Source organism: Chitinophaga sp. W2I13 (genome assembly GCF_050434005.1).
Lineage (GTDB): Bacteria > Bacteroidota > Bacteroidia > Chitinophagales > Chitinophagaceae > Chitinophaga.
Window position 1 is genome coordinate 1,028,992 of sequence record NZ_JBNPWD010000001.1, and the last position, 14,979, is coordinate 1,043,970.

Here is a 14,979-nt window from a genome sequence, read left to right on the forward strand (position 1 = left end):
AATTACACAATGGCTAGAATAATCGCAATCGCTAACCAAAAAGGTGGCGTAGGAAAAACTACAAGTGCAATAAACCTGGCAAGCAGCCTGGCTGTGCTGGAATTTAAGACACTGCTGGTTGACGCCGACCCGCAGGCAAACAGCACCACAGGGCTGGGTTTCGACCTGCGCAATGTGCAGCAGAGCCTGTACGATTGTATGGTGAACGACGTGCTGGCCAAAGATGTTATCCTGGAATCAGATACTCCCAACCTGAAGGTATTGCCTTCCCATATAGATCTCGTAGGCGCAGAACTGGAACTCATCAACCATCCCAACAGGGAAAGGGTGATGAAACAGGTGATCGACACCGTGGAAGCGGACTACGACTTCGTTATTGTTGACTGCTCCCCTTCCCTCGGCCTTATCACCGTAAATGCCCTCGTGGCGTCTAACTCGGTGATCATACCCGTGCAGTGCGAATTTTTTGCACTCGAAGGACTCGGCAAACTGCTCAACACCATCAAAATTGTACAAAGCCGGCTGAATATAGAACTGGAAATTGAAGGCATCCTGATGACCATGTACGATGGCCGTCTGCGCCTCAGCAACCAGGTAGTGGATGAAGTAAAACAACATTTCGAAGAAAGTGTGTTCAACACCATCATCCACCGCAATACCAAACTGGGAGAAGCTCCCAGCTTCGGCAAATCCGTTATTATGTATGATGCAGCCAGCACAGGTGCGATTAACTATCTCAACCTGGCCAAGGAAATCCTGCAGAAACATAATTTCACCAAAATTAAATCTAAAGACAAAATCCTAGCTATTAACGATGACCAATCCAAGTAAGAAAGAGGCGTTAGGCAAAGGCATCCGCTCACTGCTTCAGAACATGGATACAGATCTGAAGCAAACTGCCGGCGCCCTGGGTGATAAGGTAGTAGCTGCTGCTACCGGTATTGAACGCATATCGCTGGATCTGATTGCCACCAATCCGAAACAGCCGCGTCGTGACTTTGATGAGGTTTCTTTACAGGAGCTAAGCCAGTCGATCAAGCTGCACGATGTTATCCAACCCATCACCGTATCCAGGATCAGCGCCAAAAAATTCCAGCTGGTCGCCGGTGAACGGCGCCTGAGAGCCAGCAAACTTGCCGGCCTCAAAGATATTCCCGCTTATATCCGCCAGGTAAACGACCAGGAACTTCTGGAACTCGCCCTGCTGGAAAACCTGCAACGGGAAAACCTCAACGCCATTGAAGTTGGACTCAGCTATAAAAGGCTTATGGATGAATGCAGTCTCACCCAGGAACAGGTGGCCGACCGCATGGGCAAAGAAAGAAGTACCGTTACCAACTATATACGCCTGCTGAAACTGCCGCCGGATATCCAGGTAGCCGTTCGCAACGGCCAGCTGAGCATGGGCCACGCCCGCGTACTCACCGGCGTGGAAAATGTGGAAAACCAACTTTTCCTGTATAACGAAATCCTGAAAAACGGATTGTCAGTACGCCAAACAGAAGAACTGGCCCGCACCATCAATCAGGCCGATAAAAATCATCAGCAAAAAGCTGGCAAAGTAAAACTACCTCCTGCTTTTCAGAAAATACAGGACAAACTGGCCACTCACTTCTCTACCAAAGTAAAACTGGACAGGGGAAAAAACGGTAAAGGCAGCATCTTAATTGAATTCTATTCGGATGAAGAGCTGGATAGTATCCTCGAAAAAATAGATATATACGGTGGCTAATAAGGCGCATTACATATTTCATTCACTACGATACTCTTTGTTGTTTTTAATCGCGGTTGTAATGGCAGCGCCATTGCACGCGCAGCAGGATACCCTGCGCCCGGTGGCCAAAACAATGGATACGCTCATCCGGCCCATCCCTGCTCCAGGTACGGATACCGTGAAAGCCAATAAAGCCATCTTCACCGACAGCGCCTATATTCCCGATTCCAAACTCCCCCACAGCCCGCGTAAAGCAGCCCTTTACTCCGCCGTGGTGCCAGGTCTGGGACAGGCATATAACAGGGAATACTGGAAAATTCCGCTCGCATACGCCGCCATCGGCACCTGTGTGTATTTCTTCGTGGATAATATGAAGACCTACAAACTGTACCGCGATGCCTACCGCCTCCGGGTAGACGGCAACCCGGATACAAACGACACCAGCCCGGATACCAAACCTTATGATACGGAATCACTGAAGCTGGGCCGCGACCAGTTCCGGCAGTATGTGGACTATTCCGTGTTGTTCTTCATCCTGGCCTATGGCGTAAACATTATAGACGCCACGGTATTCGCACACCTCCGCAACTTTGATATGTCAGACGACCTGAGTATGCGCGTTTCTCCCACACTGATCAACAACCGTACACTGGGCATCGGCATCAACATTTCCATCGGCGGCAAAAAGACCAAAAGCCGGTACTTTGCCGGCCGCTGATCATCATTAATACATCCACTTAAATACAACTTGCAAGGGTCATGAAAATAGCGCTCATCGGATATGGTAAAATGGGACAGGCAATAGATGCTATTGCCACTGCCAAAGGACATGAGATAATACTCCGGGTAGACGTCAACAGCAAACACCTGCTGGAAAAAGAACACCTCGGCCAGGCAGATGTAGCCATCGAGTTTACCACCCCTGAAACAGCTTACCACAACATCGTAAAGTGCTTCGAGGCAAATGTACCCGTAGTATCCGGTACCACCGGCTGGCTCGATAAACTGCCGGAAATAAAAGCGCTTTGCCTGGAAAAAAACCAGGCATTCCTCCACGCCACCAATTTCAGCATCGGCGTTAATATCTTCTTTGAACTGAATAAGAAACTGGCAGCCCTCATGGCCAGCCAGCCACAATACAACGTACAGATGGAAGAAATCCATCATACCCATAAAAAGGATGCGCCAAGCGGTACCGCCATTACACTGGCAGAACAGGTGCTGGCCTCCCTGCCCCGTAAAACCGGCTGGGTAAACGAAGAAAGCAACCAACCGGAAGCCCTTCCCATCATCTCTAAAAGGATTGATCCGGCGCCGGGTACACACACTGTAAATTACACCTCCGCCATCGACGATATTACCATCACCCACACCGCCCATTCCCGCGAAGGCTTTGCAGCCGGCGCAGTAGTAGCGGCAGAATGGCTGAAAGGTAAAACCGGCGTGTTCACCATGCGGGATGTATTGAATTTAGGATAGCAGCAGCTAAACGCATTAGCCGCCGGATACCGCTCCGGTGGCTAAAAGCCAGCCACTCACTGCTGGCAGCTAAAAACTGCTTATCTTTGCCGGAATATAAAGTGTGCACGGCACTATTAGTTCATCCGTGGAGGGATGCAAAAAAGTCAGTATGTTATCGAAAAAAACGCAATACGCATTTCACGCATTAGTACACCTGGCAGAGAACGTAGATAAAGGCCCTATCCTTATATCTGAAATTGCACAGGAAAAAAATATCTCTATCAAATTCCTGGAAAATATTTTGCTGGAATTGAAGAATGCCGGCATCCTCGGCAGTAAAAAAGGAAAAGGTGGCGGTTATTACCTCATGCGACCTCCAAAAGAGATCGCACTGGCCAAAATCATCCGCCTGCTCGATGGCCCCATTGCGCTGCTTCCCTGCGTAAGCCTCAATTACTACGAACGCTGCGAAAACTGCCGCGATGAAGCCGTTTGCGGCCTCAACGAAGTAATGGGACGGGTAAGGGACTCCGCCCTGAAAATCCTCGAGAACAAAACTTTGAAAGACATTCTGACCCGGAACAGCTAATCAGGGTGTAAAATATCCGAGCCGGCCCAAACGCCGGCTTTTCCGCTACAGTAGCAGGTTCCAGGATCAAGTCCACCTCCCCTCCAGGTCACCTCCGGGTTTACAGCACGGATACTCCCAGTGTAAAGCCACTCCTATCTCAGTCCACAGCGGATATCCCCCCCAGCTTGCAGCACATATAAGCTACTCCTTTTCCCCGTCCACAGTAAATAGCCCCCAGGCTCTACCCACGCCCAATTTCCATCCGCCACCACAGCCATTTTACCCGAAAGAAATAATTTTTTACCTTATTAGTCTATCTTTTTTATAGGTTTTATGTATTTTTGTTGAAGGAGTGACCGTAATCGCTCCGCTGGCACTAGACATATCAATTCAATAAGGAAGATCTACATGACAGACATTACCACCGCGCTGGTCAATAAACCGGTTGAGGAGGCCATACAGTATCTGCTGGAACAATACCCCGGCGCTGTAGCATTCTCCACCTCTTTTGGCCAGGAAGACCAGGTGATATCAGATATTATCTGGCGTAACCAATTGCCGGTTAGAGTTTTTACCCTGGACACGGGCCGCCTCTTTCAGGAAACATACGATGTAATGGACCTCACCATGGCCCGTTATAAACAACCTGTAGAAGTTTTCTACCCCGACACCGCCGCGGTAGAAAAACTGGTTTCCGCCAAAGGACCCAACAGCTTTTACGAATCAGTGGAAAACCGCAAAGAATGCTGCGGCATCCGCAAAATTGTACCACTCAACCGGGCCCTGGAAGGCGTAAAGGTATGGATCACCGGCCTCCGGGCAGAACAATCCGAAAACCGGCAAGGCATGGAAATCCTCGGATGGGATGAACATCGCCACCTCTATAAATTTAATCCGCTGATCCACTGGGGCTACGACGAAGTACTGGCCTACCTGGATCAACATAACGTGCCCTACAATAAACTGCACGATAAAGGCTTCATCAGCATTGGCTGCGCACCCTGTACACGCGCCATTGAGCCGGGAGAAAATCCGCGCGCCGGCCGGTGGTGGTGGGAACAGTCGCAGAAAGAATGCGGTCTGCACGGATAAACAACATTTGCTTTTAGAATAAATTATTATAGTCCATGACTAATCAAATAAATTGGGAATTTCCTCAGGCACTGGAAGATGAAGCCATTTATATACTCCGCGAAACAGTAGCACAGTTCGAAAAACCAGTGCTCCTGTTCTCCGGAGGCAAGGATTCAATTACACTCGTACGACTGGCACAGAAAGCATTTTATCCCGGTAAAATTCCTTTCTCCCTGCTTCACGTGGATACCGGCCACAACTTCCCGGAAACCATCGAATTCCGCGATTGGCTTGTGAATTCACTCGGACTGGACATCATCGTTAGAAATGTACAGGACAGCATCGACCAGGGTAAAGCCCAGGAAGAAACCGGCAAATACGCCAGCAGAAACGCCCTCCAAACCGTTACCCTCCTGGATGCCATCGAAGAAGGAAAATTTGACGCCTGCATCGGCGGCGCCCGCAGGGACGAAGAAAAAGCCCGCGCCAAAGAAAGGATTTTCTCCGTAAGAGACGAATTCGGTCAATGGAACGCCAAAATGCAACGTCCCGAACTGTTCGATATCCTCAACGGTAAAATCAATATCGGTGAAAACGTACGCGTATTCCCCATCTCCAACTGGACAGAACTGGACGTGTGGAATTATATCGTTCGTGAAAAACTGGAAATACCTTCTATCTATTTCTCCCATGAAAGAGAAATTATAGAACGCGACGGTCTCTACTGGCCTTACTCCTCTTTCCTCAATACCACTGCCGACGAAGTACCCTTCCGCCAGAAAGTACGCTTCCGTACCGTAGGCGACATGACCTGTACCGCCGCCGTGTTATCTGAAGCCGATAAACTGGAAGATATCATTGCCGAAATCATGGAAGCAAAGATCTCCGAACGTGGCGCACGTATAGATGACAAACGTTCTGAAGCCGCTATGGAAAAGAGAAAACAGGCAGGATACTTCTAGCAGCATTCCCTGTAACACACACTTTAACTTAATTAAACACATCTTTTAACGCCAGCCGCTAAAAGCAAAAAAATAAAAATAATGGAGGTTTTACGTATAGCCACTTCCGGTAGTGTAGACGATGGTAAAAGTACCTTAATAGGCCGTTTATTATACGATACCAATTCTATTCCGCAAGATAAAATGGAAGCGCTCCACGCTGCCAGCAAACGCAAAGGACTGGACTTTACAGACCTGTCGTTGCTTACCGACGGACTGGTAGCAGAACGTGAGCAGGGAATTACGATAGATGTGGCCCACATCTACTTCTCCACCCCTACCCGTAAATACATCATTGCCGATACCCCCGGGCATATTGAATATACCCGCAACATGGTAACCGGCGCCTCCAATGCACAGGTGTCGCTGATCCTCATCGATGCCCGCAGAGGCATCGTGGAACAAACACACCGCCACTTCTTTATCGCTAACCTCCTCCGTATCCCGTACCTGGTGGTTTGCGTAAATAAAATGGACCTCGTGGATTACAGCGAAGCCCGCTTTAACCAGATAGTGGAAGATTTCCAGCAAATGCTCGATAACGCCGGTTTTAAAGGACAGGAAGTGAAGTTTATTCCCATCTCCTCCCTGTATGGCGAAAACGTGGCCAGCCGCACGGGTGCTATCAACTGGTACAACGGCAGCACCCTGCTGGAATACCTGGAACAGGTGTCTTTCGATCATGAAGACCGTAACCACCCTGCCCGTTTCCCCATTCAAAGCGTGATCCGCCCACGCACCACCGAATACCACGATTTCCGTGGCTTTGCAGGCAAAGTGGCCAGCGGGCATTTCTCTGTTGGCGACGAAGTGATCTCCCTGCCCTCCGGGCAAAAGAGCCGCATCAAAACCATTGAGCAATTTGAAAAACAACTACCGGCAGCGCATGCACGCGAAAGCGTGGTGATCACCCTGGAAGGTGAAATAGACAGCAGTCGCGGTAACATGCTCGTAAAAACAAACGAAATACCACCGCAACTAAAAGAAATAAGCGCCAATATCTGCTGGATGGACCAGCTGCCGCTTACTTCCGGCAAAACCTACCTGTTGCAACATGGCGTTAACCGCGTGAAAGCAAAAGTGCAGCAGATCAACTACGTAACAGACGTAACCAACCACGTACAGGTAACGGACAAAACATCCATGACACTAAACGACATCGGCAGAATTACGCTGAAAACCGCAGCACCCATATTCGCCGATCCTTACCAGAGCAATCCGGCCAACGGCGCCTTCATCCTCATCGATGAATTCAACAACACCACCGTAGCGGTAGGCTTCATCGAAGGGTAGCGCAGCGCGGATTTTGTCTTGGCTCAGGATTACGCTGATTTTACTGATTACCTGGATTTTTACTTTTGGATTTTTTTGGATTTTTAGATTAATAATATTTAAGGGAGATAAGAACGGATATCCGCTTCTATCTCCCTTAATCCTTTATAAATCCAAAAGTAAAAATCCAGGTAATCAGTAAAATCAGCGTAATCCTGAGCCAAGACAAAATCCGCGGCAATCCCCTATATATGCTCCAGCATGTCCCGCGTCATTGCCGCCAGGTCGAACTCTGGCTTCCAGCCCCAATCGGCCCGTGCCTGGCTGTCGTCAATACTGTTGGGCCAGCCATCCGCGATTTGCTGACGGTAATCCGGTTCATAGGCCATGGTGAAGGCGGGAATGTGTTTCTTTATTTCTGCGCCTATTTCTTTCGGGGAGAAGCTCATGGCGCCCAGGTTATAGGCGGAACGTACTGCTATTTTAGAGGCGTCTGCTTCCATTAGCTCAATGGTGGCGCGGATCGCATCCGGCATGTACATCATTGGCAGGTACGTGTTTTCAGAGAGGAAGCTGGTATATTTCTGATGCTCTTTCGCCTCATGGAAAATTTCAATGGCATAATCAGTGGTACCGCCGCCGGGCGCCGATTTATAGCTGATCAGGCCAGGGTAACGTAAGCTTCTTACGTCCACACCAAAGCGGTGGTTGTAGTATTCGCACCAGCGCTCACCCGCAAATTTGCTGATACCATAAATGGTGGTAGGCTCAATTACCGTGTGCTGAGGCGTTTCCTGCGATGGTGAGTTAGGACCAAATACCGCGATGGAACTTGGCCAGTATATTTTATCGAGGTTTTCTTCTTTCGCAATATCCAGTACGTTCAACAGGCTTTGCATGTTAATATGCCACGCCAGTAATGGATTCTTTTCACCGGTGGCCGACAGGATCGCCGCCAGCAGATAGATCTGGGTGATATTATGACGGATCACCAACACATGCAGCATCTCCTTGTTCATCACATCCAGCGACACATACGGACCGGTTCCTTTCAGCAAATCATGCTCTTCACGCAGATCTGAAGCCAGCACATTTGCATCCCCATACATCTTTCTTAAGGCCAGGGTGAGCTCCACGCCAATTTGTCCGCAGGCGCCTATAACTAGTATCTTATCTTTCTTCATACAAAAATATAATTGTAAGCTATTTTAAATCGGACCGTAATATTAACGGGTTCGCAGCTATTTCCATTCACCCCGCCTCAGCGCATGACAATGCTATAACAATAAAATTAACGCCAGGTTATGCACATGGTTTTCGGATTACAATGTTATGACAATTACCCCAAATAGCGTGGCTTCATCACCTCCCTTTGCCAGAGAATGCCTATCTTTGCACCTTCAATTAAATGACACAATTTTTTCAAGATATGAAGCATTTAAAATCTTTATTCAAAGAGCAATACAACCCCGAAAATTTCTTCCTGATTGCTGGTCCCTGTGTGATTGAAGAAGAATCCATTTTAATGGAAGTGGCGGAAAAAGTATCCACCATCTGTAAAAGATTAGCGATCCCTTATATTTTCAAGGCTTCTTACCGTAAAGCAAATCGTACCAGCGTGCATTCCTTCACCGGAATCGGTGATGTGGAAGGACTGGAACTGCTGCAGAAAATTGGTAAAACTTTTAATGTTCCGGTTACTTCAGATATTCACTCCGCCGCAGAAGCTGCTATGGCAGCCGCTTACGTGGATGTATTGCAAATCCCTGCCTTCCTCTGCCGCCAAACAGACATCCTGCTGGCCGCCGCAGAAACAGGCAAGGTAGTAAATGTAAAGAAGGGACAGTTCCTCAGCGGCGAATCCATGAAATTTGCCGTGGAAAAAATCAAGGGAGCCGGTAATGATCATATCATCCTCACCGAACGTGGTACCACCTTCGGCTACCAGGACCTGGTAGTGGACTACCGCAATATCCCCATCATGAAACACCTGGGTGAGCCCGTGGTAATGGATTGTACCCACTCCTTACAACAGCCCAACCAAACCAGCGGCGTAACCGGTGGTAACCCGCAAATGATCAGCACCATCGCCAGAGCAGCCATTGCTACCGGCGCAGATGGCCTGTTCATTGAAACCCACCCCGATCCTTCCTGCGCAAAATCCGACGGCGCCAACATGCTCCGCCTGGATTTACTGGAACCATTACTGGAACAACTGGTGGAACTCCGCCAGGTAGTGAGAAAGTTTTAATCCAAACCACATAAAGCAAAAAAGCTATTATCATCTTCCGGTGGTAATAGCTTTTTTCTTTACATGAAGCTTTGCACTTTTTTCAGTAAATTCATGAAACACATAAAACTCAGTTCACTATGATTAATATCCACGAATTAAAATCAGGTGATACCATTATCACAAATTATGGCGGGACAGAAAAGGAAGGGAAGATTTTGCAGGTAGATCATGAGGACAAGAAAGTGTTGGTGGCTACGGATGAAAATGAGTTCTGGTACGATCTTGATAACCTGGAACCTATTCATCTGACCGAGGCCACCCTGCTGAAACTGCAATTTCATAAAGATGAAACGGCATCGTCGAAAGCAGGAGGAACATTGTATGTGAGAGGACCATTCTCTATCCGCTGGTTTGAAGAAGGCAGCAAACCGCTGATGCAGCTGCATTACCGGGATGAAACCAGGAATCTCACAGAGCCGATCACGTTAAATGAATTGCAGAACCATTATCAACAGATGACATTGTTTCACCTGGAATAAGGAAAATATTTAAAAGAAAAGAGGTGGTTCACGGATAACGCGAACCACCTCTTTTCTTTATATCAATAACTTATAAATAACGCAGTGGATTCCTCCGGGCATTTAGAATGTAATTCTTCATATTTACCCAAAAGGCAAGAATCATGTATACAATGAGTGGGGAGCCCATTGTCAGGAAAGTGGCATAAATGAAAAAGATGCGAATACGGGACGTGGCTACGCCAAGTTTATCTCCTATAGCGGCACATACACCGAACGCCTTCCATTCCACAAAGTCTTTTATCCGGTTCATACTTCAAATTTATCAAATTCCGGCTGGAAAAACAAGGAAAAAACGGCTGGCAGGGCTATTCCCTGTACCGCGTTGAATATCAGGGGAACTTTAAAAGTACAGGAAGTTTTCAGGTAGTTGACCCGATGTTAAGTATTTAATTTAAAAACTTGCTGATTTTAGTTAATTTTGCGAGCAATTTTTAACCGCTCTTAAATAATTTTTTTCCCATGGTGTTTGATATTGACATGATTAAAAAAGTGTATGCGGCACTCCCGGGTAAGGTGGAAGCAACCCGTAAAATGCTGGGTCGCCCGCTGACACTGGCTGAGAAGATTTTGTACGCTCACTTGTATGCACCGACTACCACGCCCTACGAAAGAGGCAAATCTTATGTTGAATTTGCGCCGGATCGCGTAGCTATGCAGGATGCAACCGCCCAGATGGCATTGCTCCAGTTTATGACCTGCGGTCGTGATAAAGTTGCGGTTCCCTCCACTGTTCATTGTGATCACCTCATTCAGGCTAAAGTAGGCGCTACAGAAGATCTGGCAACGGCTATTGACACCAATAAAGAAGTTTACGATTTCCTTTCCTCAATTTCTGATAAATACGGCATCGGTTTCTGGAAACCAGGCGCTGGTATCATTCACCAGGTAGTGCTGGAAAACTATGCGTTTCCGGGTGGTATGATGATCGGTACCGACTCCCACACCCCTAATGCCGGCGGTTTAGGCATGGTGGCGATTGGTGTTGGCGGTGCTGACGCGGTTGACGTAATGGCCGGCTTACCATGGGAGCTGAAAATGCCGAAATTGATCGGTGTGAAACTGACAGGCAAAATGAGCGGTTGGACTTCTGCCAAAGATATTATCCTGAAAGTAGCAGGTATCCTCACCGTAAAAGGTGGTACCGGCGCTATCGTGGAATACTTCGGCGAAGGTGCGGATAGCTTCAGCGCTACCGGTAAGGCAACCATTTGTAACATGGGTGCTGAAATCGGCGCTACCTGTTCCCTGTTTGCGTACGACAGCAAAATGGCCGATTACCTGAAAATCACCGGTCGCTCAGAAGTGGCTGCCCTGGCTGATGAAGTAAGAGACCATCTCCGCCCTGATACAGATGTATATGCAGATCCTTCCAAATACTACGACCAGGTGATCGAAATCAACCTGGACGAACTGGAACCTTATGTAAACGGTCCGTTCACCCCGGATCTGGCATGGCCTATCTCCAAATTTGCACAGGCAGTAAAAGAAAACAACTGGCCTGAAAAACTGGAAGTAGCCCTCATCGGTTCCTGCACCAACTCTTCCTACGAAGATATTTCCCGCTCTGCTTCCCTGGCACAACAGGCCATCGACAAGCACCTGGAAATGAAATCTGAATACACCATCACTCCCGGCTCTGAACTGGTACGTTTCACCATCGAAAGAGACGGTTTACTGAATACCTTTGACCAGGTAGGCGGTGTGGTACTGGCAAATGCCTGCGGTCCGTGTATCGGTCAGTGGGCCCGTCATATCGATGACCCTACCCGTAAAAACTCTATCATCACTTCCTTCAACCGTAACTTCGCGAAGAGAAATGATGGTAACGCTTCTACCCACGCATTTGTGGCTTCTCCGGAAATCGTAACAGCACTGGCGATCGCAGGTGATCTTACCTTCAACCCGCTGACCGACAAGCTGAAAAACAAAAACGGTGAAGAAGTAATGCTGGACGAACCGGTAGGTTTTGAACTGCCTCCAAAAGGTTTTGCCGTGGAAGATGCCGGTTACCAGGCCCCTGCTGCCGATGGTAGCGGTGTTCAGGTGAAAGTATCCCCTACCTCCGACCGTTTACAACTCCTGGCGCCATTTGCTGCATGGGAAGGCACCGATCTGAAAGGATTGAAACTGCTCATCAAAGCAAAAGGTAAATGTACCACGGATCATATCTCTATGGCTGGTCCATGGCTGAAATACCGCGGTCACCTGGATAACATCTCCAACAATATGCTCATTGGTGCGATCAACGCATTCAACGATAAAAGCGATACCGTTAAAAATTCCATTACCGGCGAATATGGTGCAGTACCTGCTACCATGCGCGACTACAAAGCACACGGCTTCGGTGCAGTGGTAGTAGGTGATGAAAACTACGGTGAAGGCTCCAGCCGCGAACACGCTGCTATGGAACCCCGTCACCTCGGCGTTCGTGCCATCCTGGTGAAATCTTTCGCCCGTATCCACGAAACCAACCTGAAAAAACAAGGCATGCTGGGTCTGACCTTCGCTAACAAAGAAGATTATGACCTGATCCAGGAAGATGATACCATCGACATCCTGGGTCTTACGACCTTCGCTCCAGGTAAACAACTCACTGTTGTGCTTCATCATAAAGATGGCAGCACCAGCGAATTCCCTGTAAACCACACGTACAACGAACAACAGATCGAGTGGTTTAAAGCCGGTGGCGCACTGAACGTAATCCGTGCAGAAGCTGCGAAAAAAGCTTAATCAGGCTACTCAGCATAAAAGAAACGGGCAGGAATTTTTTCTGCCCGTTTTCTTTTTAAATTACTCCCCGAAAAGAACCCTGCGTATGTCAGCATTAAATGTCATCTGGTCCTCCCTTCATCCCAATACGGATGCAGCCCTGGTTAACAGCTCCTACGCGGCCTTGCTGGATGCCTACCAATCGTCCGGAAGGTATTATCACAACTGGTCGCATATACAGCAGCTGGTAAGCCTGCAACAGGCCTATGCGCATCAGCTCACAGATCCGGAAGCCGTACTTTTTGCCATCTTCTTTCATGATATCATTTATAACCCGCAGCAACCCGATAATGAAGAACGCAGCGCTGCAGCCGCAGTAGCCCATCTGCTTAAAATTAATTACCCGGCGGAAAAAACCGCCCAAATCAGCGATTTCATTATCGCCACCAAAACACATATCAATACCCGTCAGGATCCGAACCTGGATTACTTCCTGGACTTCGACCTGCAAATACTCGGCGCCGCACCGGAAACATACCGGGCCTACGCACAGCAAATCAGGCAGGAGTACCAGGTTTACCCCGATGAGGTGTATAACCCCGGCCGTAAAAAAGTATTGCAGCATTTCCTGGAAATGCCCGCCATTTATGTAACACCGGCGTTCCGGGAACAATATGAAACAGCTGCCCGCACCAACATCCGGGCTGAATTGAACACTTTATAATCAAGAATATGAATCGAATTGTTGTTTACTGTGGCTCCAGCGCCGGACATGATCCCGTTTATATGCAACAGGCCACTCTGCTGGGCGCCGCACTGGCCCAACGCAACCTTACACTGGTGTATGGCGGCGCTAACGTAGGACTGATGGGCGCAGTGGCAGATGGCGCCTTAAATGCCGGCGGAAAAGCCATTGGCGTACTGCCTCACTTCCTGCAACAGAAAGAACTGGCGCATACCGGCCTCACAGAACTGATCCTGGTAGATACCATGCACGAACGCAAAACGAAGATGAATGAATTGTGCGATGGCGTTATCGCATTGCCCGGAGGCTTCGGCACCATGGAGGAATTGTTTGAAATGCTCACCTGGGGACAACTGGGCCTGCATAAAAAACCCATCGGCCTGCTGAATGTAAATGGCTTCTACGACGCCCTGATGGCCCTGTCGCAAACCATGTCTGAGAAAGGCTTCCTCACGGCAGAGAACCGTGATATGCTGTTATGCAGCAATGATATCAGCGACCTGTTATTACAAATGGAAAAATACCAGCCACCGGCCAGGTCCAAGTGGATTTCACCGGCGCAAAGCTAAATCGTTTTTGATTTCCATAACGGCTTTTCCAAGGTGAAACGGCGCACCAGGCTCACCCTGAAATTGCCTGTACCAAAGGTTTGATAAGTATGTGGTATCGACATGCCGCTGCGGGTGTTCATGCCCACGTAGTGTATCCCCGCAAAATAACGGCTGGAATTATACCCCAGCGAGGCCCGCACTGTATTACTGAATTGCAGTCCCGCTTTACGGCTCACATTCCCGTTTTCCAGGAACAGGGTGGTGATATTTCCTCCTAAACCGCCGGTAAGCGATAAGGATAAAAAGAAGTGCTCCTTCAGCACAAAGGTGTAAGCATATCCTACATTGGCAGCCAGGGAATAAATGCCGGTCTTATGATAATGCTCATCCCGCAGAAATGCGGTATCTGCCATATTGGTGGGGATGAGGGAAGAATCGCCTTTGATGCCGGCAAAGAACATTTCTCCGCCTATGATCAGCGAACCCGCACTTTTCTTCTGGTATTCATTCTGTAGATTGGGCGCACGGTAAGAGAAACGTTTGTCGTTGAAGATATATCCCACATTCAGGCCGAAGTCGGTGTTCCTGATATCAGGCCGCTGCGGATAAGGATGCAGCGCAGTATAGGCTTTACCATATACTTCCTCCGGGTTGGCTACATAATAGCCTTTATAATATTGACCGTAGAAGTCTACTACAATTTTACGCAGGTATACATGCGACTGCAGATCGATGTATTTCGTTTTGCCGTACCTGTCGTTGCTGTTGATAAATGGCAGGTTAAACCCGATGTTAATGCCTATAAACCGGTAATTGGCGCCAAACCCCACATTAAAAGGAGTATTGGGACGGTAAAGGACATCGGTTTTCGTTTTCCGGTCTACGATGTCATACTTGGTGTACTTGCGGGAGCCGTACAGCCGGAAGGTAATATCTTCCGTATGATCTTCGATATACGCCGTATCATTTTCTGTTTTCAGCCATTTCAGGAATCTTCCCTGCGCCTTTGCCTGCGCAGATCCAAGTCCCAATACTACCAGCCATGCTAAAATTCGTAGGTTCATAAA

Annotated in this window: 16 protein-coding genes; 13 read left to right on the forward strand and 3 right to left on the reverse strand. The window is 48.3% G+C overall.

Going from position 1 to position 14,979, the window contains the following annotated elements; genetic code table 11:
- Nucleotides 1–9 precede the first annotated feature (9 nt).
- The 8 genes from QFZ48_RS04075 to QFZ48_RS04110 all read left to right on the forward strand — a co-directional run bounded on the left by QFZ48_RS04075 (nucleotide 10) and on the right by QFZ48_RS04110 (nucleotide 7,114).
- The gene (locus tag QFZ48_RS04075) at nucleotides 10–831 is read left to right on the forward strand and encodes a ParA family protein (RefSeq protein WP_370909796.1); all 822 of its coding nucleotides are present in this window, start codon (nucleotides 10–12) and stop codon (nucleotides 829–831) included.
- Complete coding sequence (locus QFZ48_RS04080) at nucleotides 815–1,732, forward strand: ParB/RepB/Spo0J family partition protein (RefSeq protein ID WP_429045534.1); 918 nt, start codon at nucleotides 815–817, stop codon at nucleotides 1,730–1,732. Before QFZ48_RS04075 ends, QFZ48_RS04080 begins: the two co-directional genes overlap by 17 nt.
- A 61-nt stretch (nucleotides 1,733–1,793) precedes the next feature.
- Complete coding sequence (locus tag QFZ48_RS04085; protein WP_370909794.1) at nucleotides 1,794–2,432, forward strand: DUF5683 domain-containing protein; 639 nt, start codon at nucleotides 1,794–1,796, stop codon at nucleotides 2,430–2,432.
- Nucleotides 2,433–2,473: 41 nt separating this feature from the next.
- Complete coding sequence (dapB, locus tag QFZ48_RS04090) at nucleotides 2,474–3,193, forward strand: 4-hydroxy-tetrahydrodipicolinate reductase (protein ID WP_370909793.1); 720 nt, start codon at nucleotides 2,474–2,476, stop codon at nucleotides 3,191–3,193.
- A 151-nt stretch (nucleotides 3,194–3,344) separates the two neighbouring features.
- Nucleotides 3,345–3,764, forward strand: coding sequence for an RrF2 family transcriptional regulator (locus QFZ48_RS04095; RefSeq protein ID WP_142683316.1), 420 nt, complete (start codon nucleotides 3,345–3,347; stop codon nucleotides 3,762–3,764).
- A 390-nt stretch (nucleotides 3,765–4,154) separates the two neighbouring features.
- On the forward strand, nucleotides 4,155–4,838 hold the full coding sequence (locus QFZ48_RS04100) for a phosphoadenylyl-sulfate reductase (RefSeq protein WP_429061247.1): 684 nt from the start codon (nucleotides 4,155–4,157) through the stop codon (nucleotides 4,836–4,838).
- A 35-nt stretch (nucleotides 4,839–4,873) separates the two neighbouring features.
- A complete protein-coding gene (gene cysD / locus QFZ48_RS04105; RefSeq protein WP_370909791.1) occupies nucleotides 4,874–5,782 on the forward strand; it encodes a sulfate adenylyltransferase subunit CysD in 909 nt (302 codons plus the stop codon).
- A gap of 81 nt (nucleotides 5,783–5,863) precedes the next feature.
- The gene (locus QFZ48_RS04110) at nucleotides 5,864–7,114 is read left to right on the forward strand and encodes a sulfate adenylyltransferase subunit 1 (RefSeq protein WP_429045529.1); all 1,251 of its coding nucleotides are present in this window, start codon (nucleotides 5,864–5,866) and stop codon (nucleotides 7,112–7,114) included.
- Nucleotides 7,115–7,338: 224 nt separating this feature from the next.
- On the opposite strand, the gene QFZ48_RS04115 is transcribed toward QFZ48_RS04110, so the two are convergent.
- Nucleotides 7,339–8,277, reverse strand: coding sequence for an NAD-dependent epimerase/dehydratase family protein (locus tag QFZ48_RS04115; RefSeq protein ID WP_429045527.1), 939 nt, complete (start codon nucleotides 8,275–8,277; stop codon nucleotides 7,339–7,341).
- A gap of 245 nt (nucleotides 8,278–8,522) precedes the next feature.
- On the opposite strand from QFZ48_RS04115, the gene kdsA reads away from it, so the two are divergent.
- The gene (gene kdsA / locus QFZ48_RS04120) at nucleotides 8,523–9,344 is read left to right on the forward strand and encodes a 3-deoxy-8-phosphooctulonate synthase (RefSeq protein WP_370909788.1); all 822 of its coding nucleotides are present in this window, start codon (nucleotides 8,523–8,525) and stop codon (nucleotides 9,342–9,344) included.
- 119 nt (nucleotides 9,345–9,463) lie between these two features.
- Nucleotides 9,464–9,865, forward strand: coding sequence for a hypothetical protein (locus tag QFZ48_RS04125; protein WP_429045525.1), 402 nt, complete (start codon nucleotides 9,464–9,466; stop codon nucleotides 9,863–9,865).
- Nucleotides 9,866–9,935: 70 nt separating this feature from the next.
- Here the strand turns inward: QFZ48_RS04125 and QFZ48_RS04130 are convergent, their stop codons facing one another.
- Nucleotides 9,936–10,157 (reverse strand): PspC domain-containing protein, encoded by a 222-nt coding sequence (locus QFZ48_RS04130; RefSeq protein WP_079468922.1) that lies wholly within the window; start codon nucleotides 10,155–10,157, stop codon nucleotides 9,936–9,938.
- 209 nt (nucleotides 10,158–10,366) lie between these two features.
- Between QFZ48_RS04130 and QFZ48_RS04135 the strand changes: the two genes are divergently transcribed.
- The 3 genes from QFZ48_RS04135 to QFZ48_RS04145 all read left to right on the forward strand — a co-directional run bounded on the left by QFZ48_RS04135 (nucleotide 10,367) and on the right by QFZ48_RS04145 (nucleotide 13,930).
- Nucleotides 10,367–12,637, forward strand: a complete 2,271-nt coding sequence (locus QFZ48_RS04135; protein ID WP_429061249.1) for an aconitate hydratase — start codon at nucleotides 10,367–10,369, stop codon at nucleotides 12,635–12,637.
- An 85-nt stretch (nucleotides 12,638–12,722) separates the two neighbouring features.
- Nucleotides 12,723–13,340, forward strand: coding sequence for an HD domain-containing protein (locus tag QFZ48_RS04140; protein WP_429061250.1), 618 nt, complete (start codon nucleotides 12,723–12,725; stop codon nucleotides 13,338–13,340).
- 8 nt (nucleotides 13,341–13,348) lie between these two features.
- The gene (locus QFZ48_RS04145; RefSeq protein WP_370909784.1) at nucleotides 13,349–13,930 is read left to right on the forward strand and encodes a TIGR00730 family Rossman fold protein; all 582 of its coding nucleotides are present in this window, start codon (nucleotides 13,349–13,351) and stop codon (nucleotides 13,928–13,930) included.
- Here QFZ48_RS04145 and QFZ48_RS04150 read toward each other — a convergent pair.
- Entirely contained in the window at nucleotides 13,927–14,976 is a 1,050-nt protein-coding gene (locus tag QFZ48_RS04150; protein WP_429045519.1) for a DUF4421 domain-containing protein, read from the reverse strand. The two genes, QFZ48_RS04145 and QFZ48_RS04150, sit on opposite strands and share 4 nt — an antisense overlap.
- Between the last annotated feature and the right edge of the window lie 3 nt (nucleotides 14,977–14,979).